Origin of the sequence: Paraliobacillus quinghaiensis, assembly GCF_003426025.1 — a bacterium.
Taxonomy (GTDB): Bacteria; Bacillota; Bacilli; order Bacillales; family Amphibacillaceae; genus Paraliobacillus_A; species Paraliobacillus_A quinghaiensis.
On record NZ_QJSH01000026.1, the window covers coordinates 26415 to 37685 of the forward strand.

Below are 11271 nucleotides of genomic sequence, written 5' to 3' on the forward strand. Positions count from 1 at the left end.
CCCCTTACCATGAAGTTTGATTTCCCTCTACTTTCTAAGCGTCAATCCATTTACAGCAGCATACTCTTGTGGTAAATCATTAGGAAGTGTAATTGTTTTAATTGGTAAATTAAATCGGGAAGATAATATTTCATTTATTAACAACTGATTTGGAAAATCACCGACTAATAGAAGATGCGATACCTGCGCTTCACCTGACATAATAGAATACTGATAGAAGTCCATAAAACGTTCTATTGTAATTAATTTTTCGTCTATCATTTCTCTATGTATCAATTTATGTTTATCTAATGCGCCTTTCATTACATCTCTATCATTATTATTCAAATGGATATGTCGATTGAAGATTGGCTTCTGTTCATGAAAAACAGTTAGAACTAAATCAGTTTTAGACCACTGTATCATAAGCAAATGTTCATCTCTATTAGCAAGATCCATATTGTAATAAGTCCTATATATAGATAGAAATGAAAGGTCAGCTACAACTAGTTTCAAATTTGCTTGCTCAAACACTTCTATATAAGCTTGCAATCGTTCATTTGGATAAGCAAATAAAAGAATTTTATTTGTACGCTCTTCTTCTTTAATAACTTCAAAGTCTATTACTGGGTTTTTAAAAGGAAGACGAATACTGCTTTCTAATTCTAATTCAATATATTTTTTTACTTCGTCCTTATTTAATTGTTTAGGAACTGATTCTTCACGCATAGTGACAAAAGAATCCGGAACACAAAATGCAACATTTCTATTCTTCCACTTTTTATCCTTAACTATATTTTTAAAGATAGTGATTAATCTTTGTTGATCTAAAATTTTACCATCCTCAACAATACCTTGTTCCAACGGTATTTCTCCATGATCTTTAGAAACCGTTTCGTTTTTTTTATTTGTAACAAGATACTGAATCATCGTATCATTTATGGCGATGTTTATTCTATCTTTGTTGAGTAATTTCATTTCAGTTCATCCTTTAAAAAAATGATGTAATATACCAATTGATTATTTCATTACCAAAATAAAAAGTAGTTAATGAAGCTAGACAAATATAAGGACCAAATGGTATAGCACTTTTACGGTTAATTCTTTTAGTCAGCAACAACAATATTGTGATAATTGTGCCAAATATAGTTGATAGAAAAAAGGTAAGAAGAATTCCTTTATATCCTAACACAATTCCAAGTAAAGTGAATAGCTTCATATCACCTGCCCCCATACCACCCTTACTAACAAGAATAATAACCATTAATAAAATAAACCCAATTGCTGCTCCGACCAATGAAGACCACCAAGGTTCTATCGGATCAATGATACGTACAATAATTAAAATTGGTAGAAAAACCAATAGAATCTTATTGGGAATTAGCATATATGTAATATCTGAAACAATGATAATCACGCACAAAGAAGTTAGTAAAAGCGCCATTACCAGGTCAATATCAAATCCATAAAGATAATAGCTAAAACTAAAAAGGATAGCAGTAGATAATTCAATTGTAGGATAAAGAGGAGAGATCCTATTTTTACAGTTTCTGCATTTTCCAGTTTGAATTACATAAGAAATAATTGGAAGCAACTCGTACCAATGCAATGTTTTTTCACAACGGGGACAATAAGACCGATCAGATTGAAAAAAACTGTTTTGAGGTACACGTAAACCAACAACATTGTAGAAAGAACCAAATACACTACCAAAAATAAAAAACACAACAATATAATATAATTCCATTTATTTATCTCCTAATTAAGTAGAAAGACCCCTTAGGGAAAAGGGATCTTATAATTTATGCAAGAAATGATTGGCTATAGCTTTTATTATTTAGTCGGGTTAGTAAAAGTGTAAGTTGCGCCATCTTTATATATTACTTTTGATTTGTCAAATTCTTTAGTTCCATCTCCATCTTCATCTTCTATTCTATCTTCTAAATAGTCATCCGTAACTAAATCTCCTACCGTAGTAGTGCCACTCTCAAAATCCCCTTGTACGTCTGCTAGCCTTGCAGCATCAAGGATTAGTTCCTCTTGCGCATCTTCTGCATCGCCCTCTGCATCACTAATAATGTTCCCAATCGCAGGAACGGCAATTGTTACAATAATACCCAAAATAACAATAACTGCTAATAGCTCTACTAAGGTAAAACCTTTCTCATTACGTAACATTTGTTTCATTTTCGTTAACATATTATTCCTCCTCTTTATTTTCTTTTATAAAAAAAGACTCACAGCATCAAAAATGTTGTCAGTCGGTTGCACTACTAGCTCTAGTTTACCCAAGTGCCCAGTTACAGATAAACCTTCATTGCTTCTACTATTTATCTTATCCTATGGTTCTATTATACTATATATTCATAACCTGTCTACACTTTTAGACGTTTTCAAATAAACTAAACATAGGTATAACGATGGCCATAACAATAGCTCCTACTATTAAAGCTAAAAATATAATCATTACAGGTTCAATCAAAGACTTTAACTTTTCTGACGCTTCATCTAGCTCTTGTTCATAAAAGTCAGAAACCTTTTTTAACATAGCGTCAATTGATCCTGTTCGTTCTCCAACTACAATCATTTGTGTAATTAATTTAGGGAAAACCCAATGTTTTTTCATAGGAGTTGCTAACGATTCACCTTTTTCCAGTGAATCTCTGCTTTCACGTAAAACTTGTTTTATTACTTTATTATCTATTACACGTTCTGTTATAGTGACTGCTTGTAATATTGGTACAGAACTGTTTAATAAAGAGCTTAAAGTTTGAGTCATTCTAGCAAGTAAAGATTTTTGAATAAACATACCGAAAATCGGAATTCGAAGTTTAATTACATCAAATAAATATGAAATATTTGGTCTTCGGTTTAAAATCCTAACAACGACACCAATTATCAGTATGAATATCATAATGATCCACCAATAAGATTGAACAACATCACTAATGCTTAATACAGCTGCTGTATATGGAGGAATCTCCTGGTTAAAAGATAAGAACATATCAGTGAAAATAGGTACGATATATGCGAGTAAAAAAATAGTGATAAATACGGCAACAATGCCAATCACAATTGGATAAGTTAAAGCAGTTATAATCTTTTGTTTTAATTGGTATTGTTTTTCATAATAGGCAGCCATTCTATCAAGTATTTCATCTAAATTACCACTAACTTCTCCAGCATGAATCATACTAATTAATAATTCCGGGAAAAGGCGAGGGAATTCTGCTAACGCATCAGATAATCCGATCCCTTCTTCTAGATCATTTTGAATTTGTTGTAATGCTTTTTTAAGAGGTTTACTTTGCGTTTGCTCTTCAAGAATAACGGTAGTTTCTACTAAAGTAATACCAGCATCTATCAAAGTTGAAAATTGGCGCAAAAAAATAACAAAATCTTTATTTTTTATTGGATTACCTATATAAATATCTTTATGTAACAATGAATTTAATTCATTTATTTCAAATAGAATTAATTCTTGATCCTTCAATTGTTTGATGGCTTCTTTTTCATTCTCACAACTAATTTTTCCTTTTTTTATTTTTCCATCTAACGTTTTTGCTTTATACGCATAGTAATTCATTCAATCTCACCTCTTTCTCAATAACAATTTGCATTAGAAAGTCATATCTTTAAGATATGGAGAAGCATGTTTATGAGTTATAATCCCTTGTTGCAGCATACGTTTAATATCCATCGTCATCGTATGCATGCCATACTCTTTAGACGTTTGCATGGTGTTGGGGATCTGATGCATTTTTTCTGATCGAATTAAATTCTTAACGGCAGAAGTATTGATTAAAATTTCTGTAGCAGCAGCTCTACCAACCCCTTTTGCCAATGGGAACAAGCGTTGAGAGACAATAGCTTCCAGTACGTTAGCTAATTGGATTCTGATTTGACTTTTCTGATGGGCAGGAAAAACATCAATAATTCGATCCATTGTAGAGGATGCGTCTGTTGTATGTAAAGTACCTAGAACTAAATGGCCAGTTTCTGCAGCAGTTATTGCTGTAGAGATTGTTTCCAAGTCTCGCATTTCTCCAACTAATATTACATCTGGGTCCTGACGTAAGCAAGCACGTAATCCCTTTTGAAAACTACTTGTATCAAATCCAACTTCTCTTTGGTCAATAATGCATTGATTATGTTGATGGAGATATTCAATCGGATCTTCCAAAGTAATAATGTGGCGATTCATTGTTTTATTCATATAATCAATCATTGATGCCAAAGAAGTACTTTTCCCACTCCCAGTTGGACCTGTTATCAATACCAAGCCTTGTGGTAACTCCGCTATTTCCTTTAAGACTTTCGGTAAATCTAATTCTTCTATGGAAGGAATGGATGTTGGTATTGTTCGAATAGCTATTGAGATACAATTACGTTGGAAGAAAATATTCATCCGAAAACGTGAAACTCCTGCAATTCCGTGTGATAAATCCAATTCTCTTTCATCTATTAATTTTGACCACATCTCATCATTAAGTAATGATTTAGCCATTTTTTCAGTATCAACAGGCTCTAGTTTATTATCTCCATACACCTGTAGCCGGCCATCTACTCGAAAGATCGGCTGAGAACCAACAGTTAAATGGATATCTGACGCATTTTTGTGAAACGCAATAGTTAATAATTCTTCTAGCTTATTTTCCACGATTATTCACCTACTCTTCCGTCGCCACTCGTAATACTTCATCGAACGTTGTAATCCCTTGTTGCACTTTTAATAGACCATCAACTATTAAGAACCGCATACCATTTTGCTTTACATATGCTTTAATCTCTGTCATATCAGATTGGTTCATCATCATTTTTTTCACTTTATCATCAATTACTAAAAGCTCATGAATTGCTGATCTACCACGGTATCCGGTTGATCTACAACTATCACAACCAGCACCTTCAACCACCTCGTTTACATCTATATCGTATCGACTAAAAATTTCTTTTTCCATTTTAGTCACAGGCCGTGTTTGTTTACAGTCTACACAAACTTTTTTCACTAAACGTTGTGCCATTACAGCAGATAAAGCTGACACAACAAGATAAGGTTCAACATCCATATCAAACAGGCGTGGTATAGCTGCAATAGCACTATTTGTATGCAACGTACTAAATACTAAGTGCCCCGTTAATGCAGAACGTATTGCTATTTCAGCAGTTTCTCGGTCACGAATCTCACCAACCATTATTACATTTGGATCTTGTCGCAAAATCGAACGTAAACCTTTTGCAAAAGTAAGTCCAACTGCGCTATTAACTTGGACCTGGTTAATACCTTCTAATTGATATTCAACAGGATCTTCTATCGTGATAATATTAACACCTTCCTGATTCAATTCATTAATTGAGCTATATAGAGTTGTTGTTTTCCCAGAACCTGTAGGCCCCGTTAATAAAATTAATCCAGATGGTTGTTGGATAACTCCTTGATATTTTTCTAGAATATCCTTTGAAAAATCAAGTTCAGTCAATGTTTTAAAAATATTACTTAAATCTAAAATTCGGATAACAATTTTCTCACCAAAAACTGTTGGTAAGGTTGAAATACGTAAATCGACAGGTTTAGCATCAATGATGAGACGAATTCTTCCATCTTGAGGTAAGCGTGTGTCCGTTATATTTAATTCCGATAAGATTTTCACACGTGCAATTAAAGCATTTTGTAACCGCTTTGGAATTGTTTTTTCTGTTCGTAACACACCATCTACTCTATATCTTATTACGACTTTCGTTTCTGCAGGATCAATATGAACATCACTCGCTTTTAAGGTTACACCCGTTTGTAATATTTGATCTAATATACGAATTGCTGGCGCTTCTTCATTTTCTGATATTTCATCCGTATACGCGTCTTCCATGTCATAATATTTATTAATTGCTTGTAATATATCATCTTTTGTTGCAATTACAGGTTTAATCGAAAACCCTGTTGATAACTCTAAATCATCAATTGCAAAATAATCCAGTGGGTCATTCATTGCAACCGTTAAAATACTCTCTTGTTGCTGAATAGGAAAAAGAATGTTCTCTCGTGCTGTTTCTTTTCTGATAAGTTCTATCAAGCCCTCATCAATTGGAAAACGATATAATGAAACACTTGGGATTTTCAGATGCGCTTCTAACACTTCTAATAATTGCTTTTCCGTGATATAACCTTGCTCAACAAGTGCATCTCCTAATTTTTGTTTAGCTTTTTTTTTGGTTATTACTTCAACTATTTGCTGTTCTGTAATCAATCCGTTTTCTTTAAGAACATCTCCAAGCTTCCGTTTGTTTCGCATCGCCATTCGACCCCTCTTTTCGCAACTATATTAAAATATTAATCTAACTCTACAGTAGGTTGTCTTTCAATTAAATCACCAGCAGATGGAGAACTGTTAGTGCCGAAAGGGAAGTTAGCAAGGTCAATCGTGTTGAATGTTGCTGATACACCGCCAACCCCTTCTAATTTATTAGCGATAATCGTACCATCTACACCGGCTCCTCCCTTTAATACCACATCTGCATAAGGTGCAAGAACAAATGCTGAGGAATATGTACCACCAGCGTATGTAATACTCGTCCCTCCACTAACTAAAAAACCTTCAAAACTACCTCCACCTGTCAATTTAATATCTGCTTTCTCTACAAAAATTGAACCGTTTATTGATTGTCCTCCAGAAATTTGTACAGGTTTAGAGCCCTTGTAGTAAATGTTTACCTGATTTGTATTACCTGAGCTATTAATTGTACTACCACTACCTATTGAAAATGTATCTTCAACATAAATGTTCACCTTACCACTACCAATTATATTAATATGACCATTACTTAAATCTAGATTTTTAACTACAATATTATAATCTTTATTATTCGTAATAATATCCAATGTATAATTAGATCCAAAAGTCATTCGGTTAAACTGAAGGTTTTTAGCCAAGTTCAAAGTGTAGTCGTAGCTAGATACTTGCCAACTATTTATATTTAAATTACCATCATCAATTACATTGAAGCGATTATACTCTCCTCCTATTGTCTCGTCATTTGCTATTGAGTAAGTTGGAAAAGTCGGAAAATCAGCAATAATTTCTTGATAGACATCCCACAATATAGAAGTTGAATTAACTTTATCTTCAGGTATAGTTCCTCCAAAGTTATTAGGTGTTTTGATTGCTTTTCCTACTGCATTCTCAGGAACATAAACGTCACCATTATTAATTGAAGCTCCACCCTTCATTACAATTGTTTCAGATTTAGGTGAATCGATATATACATCTCCACTCAGAGAAGCACTACCTTTTAAAGAAATAGAATTTTTAATAATTGCGACGGCATTTTCTGGTACATCCATTGCACTACCAGACTCCCAATTTATTTGAAAGGGTTTGATTACCGTCCGTGTTCTTTTTCCAATTATACCTTCTGATGTAATTTGATACGAGCGAGGATTGCCATCTGTTATTTGTTCTACTTTAACTTCTGCTCTTGGTTTTTCAGTAAAACTCTCCTCAAAGTTTGAGATACTTACACCATTCACTCTTTGATCTATTTGCGTATTAAATTCTGCAAAAAACGCCGCTTCAGTATGTGTGTTTTCGTATGACGATTCAACAAGTCTTTTTATATCAGCATAAGTCTGATTTGCTCCGCCTTCAGCTATATAATAGGTAGCTTGATAATCTCGATCAACAGTGGTCAATTTGATATTAGCATATGAAGCTGTAGCAAGTGCCAATCCTAATAACGACAATACTGTTAGAGCCATCATTACGATTGCTAAGATTGCACCATCTTCATTTTTTTTCATATTTTTATATTGATTTTGCATAAACGTTACCTACTCTCGTAAATAAATTACTGTAGACAATGTTTCTATTTTCCCATTTCGATTTGGAAGACTACTAATCGATACTTCGATTTTTCCATCTTCTTCATTGATAATAAAATTTGAGATTTTATCACTAAGTACAGTACTATTCTTATAAAAATTTGGTTGATCTAGTTTATAACTAGTTGTTCCAAGTGTTATTTTGTTTATTTCATTTGTAATCATTACCTTATCAGATTCAGTTGATCGTATTTCTTTCGTAATAGTAGCCATAACATAACGAACCTGTTCCTGATAATTTATTTCTTCTGTTTGATTCCGGTACTGCTTTTGACCAAATATATGTGCAGATCCAATTAAAGCAATTATTATTGACATTAAAGCCAAAGCAGCTAATAATTCAACTAATGTCATACCTTTTTCATTTTTGAACATTAGCTCACCTTCTAACTTCCCCATAATAGTTTTGTTTCTAACTGTGCTTCTAATATATTTAAATCACTATAAACCTTTACTATTACTTTCTTTAAATCTTCAGTGGTAGATGTAAATGAAATACTAATCTTATAGTTATTACTGCCTTCTGATTGTTTAGTGAAAATATACTGATAGTAGCTATCTGAACTATCTACATTATAATTATTTGATAAATAGGTAATTGTATCCACATAACTCAACGTGTTGCTTAGATGATAAATTTCTTCCATTACTGATTGTGCAATGTATGATGCATCAGTAATATCCTTTGAAGTATTATTTACTTTAGCAGATTGGATATAAAAAGTTAAGAATGTAAGAACTATTATTGACAGGATAGCAATTGATACGATTATTTCTACTAGTGTCATGCCGTCTTCCTTTTTTATAAATATAGACCTTAATTTTGTCAGAAAACATTTAGTCATTATCATCTCAGCCTTTTTAACTATATTCTTAACTTTAATATAGTATAATTTAATCTATTTGTATATGAATTTCCTATTATGACATAGACATCCCTTTTAAAATTATCAGAATATATTAAAAATAGCATAATGATCCTTATTTCTCAAAAAATCCCCTGACTTTACCAATAAAATCTAATGAACCAGTCACAAAAGTAATTGTTTGATCAGCCTCATTCTTTAAAAGTCCATTAAGTGCTTCCTGCCAATTGTGTTGGTACTCTCTATTCTTATTTGTGGAGTACTGGTACAATTCAGATGCCTCAGCTGCTCTTGGGTGATCAAAGCTTGTAAACACAACTTTATCAAATTGGTCATCAACCTGGTTAATCATATTTGTTAATGGTTTATCAGCAAAAGCTGCAAACAATAATTGTTTTTTTTCTGCAGGAAAGTAGCGTTTAACAGTTTCTATAAAACCAGCAATACCTTCAGCATTATGCGCACCATCAATAATTACAATTGGATTTGTTGCTATTTGTTCAAACCTACCGATAAGTTTGGTACTACCAATTGTATTTTCTATATCACTAGTTGCCCTACTAAACCCAATACCTTCAAGCATAAGTAAAGCCATCACGGCAAGTGAAGCATTATGTACTTGGTGCTTCCCATGCATTACTAATGTAAATTTAAACGTATCTTTTTCAGTTTTGAATGTGAATGTTTCTTTTTTATTTTGATCTAATTGGCTATTTTGATAGTAAAAATCGGCACCTAACTGTAATAATCTTGCATTATTTTGCTTAGCAGTTGCCTGGACAACACTTTCTGCTTGTTTCGGAACTTCACCTAAAATAACAGGTGTTTGGCGTTTGATTATTCCAGCTTTATGAAGTGCTATTTCTTGATACGTTTTCCCTAGAAAATCGCTATGATCTGTTCCAATTGTGGTAATAATCGATAATATTGGATTAAGACAATTCGTGGCATCTTCTAAACCACCCATACCCGCTTCAATTAATGCTATATCCACATTTTCAGTATCGTAATAACCAAATGCAATCGCAACGATAATTTCAAATGAACTAGGTGGATTACCTTGTTGATCAAGTGCGTTAATTCCTGGTAACAGACGGTTAAACTGCTCTAAAAAAGATTGATCGGAAATTGGCCTTTTATTTATCTGAATCATATCATTTCGCTTAACTATACTTGGTGAAGTAAATGTTCCAACCTTATAATTATTTATTTCTAAACTAGTTGCTATATACGCTACTGTTGAACCTTTTCCATTTGTACCAGCTACATGAATAGATTTAAACTTTTCTTCTGGATGATCAATTGTTTCTAACAAATTTTCAACTCTATCTAATCCTGGCAGTATCTTTCCACGCTTCCGTTCATCTAAAAAATGGTTTACTTGTTCAAATGTGTGGAACAATCTAATCGACCTACTTTCTAAAAACTAACTTTTCCTTCATAATGGAACCATTATAACAAAAAATACAAACTATTATTATAGCTAGAGAGAGGATTCTAATATGTATGGCTGGGTGATTTATAATGGACATTTAACTGGGAATAAATTTATTACTTTTTCTAAGTGGATTCAATATGCGGGTGAAAAAGAAGGAATCGACATTAAATTAAAAAGGAATGACCAAGTATTACCTATAGTAAGTTCAAATGGGTTAGGCTTACTAGATCATGATCAGTTTCCTGCTTTTGTAATTTTCATTGACAAAGATATTGTTCTAGCTCGACAACTTGAACTACTTGGAATACCAGTGTTTAATTCTGCTAATGCTATTGAACTTTGTGATAATAAAGTGTTAATGTATCAAGCCTTAGGACAGAAAAAACTCGCTATCCCATTAACAATTATAGCCCCCAAAATATTTACCGGGTCAAAAATAAATAGCGAGAACTTTTTACATATAGAGAAGTCCTTTGATTATCCAATGATAATTAAGGAAGGTTATGGATCCTATGGTGAGCAGGTTTATTTAATAGAGAATCGCACACAACTAATTGAAAAAATCAATCAAGTACATGATCGACCTTTTGTTTTTCAAGAATTTATAAAATCTAGTTACGGGCAAGATATTAGAATATATGTAGTTGGAGATGAAGTAGTTGCTAGTGTAAAACGCGTTGCTGAAAATGACTTTCGGGCAAATGCACAGTTGGGTAGTACAATGGAGGCCTATCAACCAACTAGAAAAGAAAAAGAACTTGCTATCCAGGCTACACGAGCTTTAGGCACTGATTTTGCTGGGGTTGATTTATTAATTGGTGCAAATGGTGAGCCTATAATTTGTGAAATTAATACGAATGCACACATTGAGAATATATATAAATATACTGGTGTAAATATTGCGGAACATATCATCTCACATATTAAATTGGAACTTAATTGCTAATTTTCAATCAGGTATATTTCGTGGATGACTGAATATTTGGCTGACGACCGATATATTCTGCTGACGACCGATATATTCTGCTGACGACCGATATATTCTGCTGACGACCGATATATTCTGCTGACGACCGATATATTCTGCTGACGACCGATATATTCTGCTGACG

General features: G+C 33.0%; 11 protein-coding genes and 1 riboswitch. Of the genes, 1 reads left to right on the top strand and 10 read right to left on the bottom strand.

The genetic code is table 11. The features are described 5' to 3' along the window. Positions 1-27 precede the first annotated feature (27 nt). The 10 genes from pilM to D2K40_RS13675 all read right to left on the bottom strand — a co-directional run bounded on the left by pilM (position 28) and on the right by D2K40_RS13675 (position 10123). Positions 28-957 carry a type IV pilus biogenesis protein PilM gene (gene pilM / locus D2K40_RS13630; RefSeq protein WP_117156888.1) on the bottom strand — a complete coding sequence of 310 codons (930 nt, stop codon included), beginning with the start codon at positions 955-957 and terminating at the stop codon, positions 28-30. A 13-nt stretch (positions 958-970) separates the two neighbouring features. Then, positions 971-1726: a prepilin peptidase gene (locus D2K40_RS13635; RefSeq protein ID WP_117156889.1), complete on the bottom strand. Its 756-nt coding sequence runs from the start codon at positions 1724-1726 to the stop codon at positions 971-973. Positions 1727-1812: 86 nt separating this feature from the next. Then, positions 1813-2178, bottom strand: a complete 366-nt coding sequence (locus D2K40_RS13640) for a competence type IV pilus major pilin ComGC (protein WP_117156890.1) — start codon at positions 2176-2178, stop codon at positions 1813-1815. Between the two features lie 51 nt (positions 2179-2229). Then, a riboswitch (cyclic di-GMP riboswitch) is annotated at positions 2230-2312 on the bottom strand. A gap of 50 nt (positions 2313-2362) precedes the next feature. Next, the gene (locus D2K40_RS13645; RefSeq protein WP_117156891.1) at positions 2363-3565 is read right to left on the bottom strand and encodes a type II secretion system F family protein; all 1203 of its coding nucleotides are present in this window, start codon (positions 3563-3565) and stop codon (positions 2363-2365) included. A 33-nt stretch (positions 3566-3598) separates the two neighbouring features. Beyond that, on the bottom strand, positions 3599-4639 hold the full coding sequence (locus tag D2K40_RS13650; protein WP_117156892.1) for a type IV pilus twitching motility protein PilT: 1041 nt from the start codon (positions 4637-4639) through the stop codon (positions 3599-3601). A 10-nt stretch (positions 4640-4649) separates the two neighbouring features. Beyond that, complete coding sequence (locus tag D2K40_RS13655; RefSeq protein WP_117156893.1) at positions 4650-6275, bottom strand: GspE/PulE family protein; 1626 nt, start codon at positions 6273-6275, stop codon at positions 4650-4652. Between the two features lie 32 nt (positions 6276-6307). Then, positions 6308-7795, bottom strand: coding sequence for a pilus assembly PilX N-terminal domain-containing protein (locus D2K40_RS13660; protein ID WP_117156894.1), 1488 nt, complete (start codon positions 7793-7795; stop codon positions 6308-6310). A gap of 9 nt (positions 7796-7804) precedes the next feature. Beyond that, positions 7805-8230 carry a PilW family protein gene (locus D2K40_RS13665; RefSeq protein ID WP_162879222.1) on the bottom strand — a complete coding sequence of 142 codons (426 nt, stop codon included), beginning with the start codon at positions 8228-8230 and terminating at the stop codon, positions 7805-7807. Between the two features lie 11 nt (positions 8231-8241). Then, a complete protein-coding gene (locus D2K40_RS13670) occupies positions 8242-8706 on the bottom strand; it encodes a prepilin-type N-terminal cleavage/methylation domain-containing protein (protein WP_117156896.1) in 465 nt (154 codons plus the stop codon). A gap of 130 nt (positions 8707-8836) precedes the next feature. Continuing rightward, positions 8837-10123: a bifunctional folylpolyglutamate synthase/dihydrofolate synthase gene (locus D2K40_RS13675; RefSeq protein ID WP_162879224.1), complete on the bottom strand. Its 1287-nt coding sequence runs from the start codon at positions 10121-10123 to the stop codon at positions 8837-8839. Between the two features lie 100 nt (positions 10124-10223). Here D2K40_RS13675 and D2K40_RS13680 point away from each other — a divergent pair, with 100 nt between their 5' ends. After that, a complete protein-coding gene (locus tag D2K40_RS13680) occupies positions 10224-11105 on the top strand; it encodes an ATP-grasp domain-containing protein (protein WP_117156898.1) in 882 nt (293 codons plus the stop codon). Positions 11106-11271 lie beyond the last annotated feature (166 nt).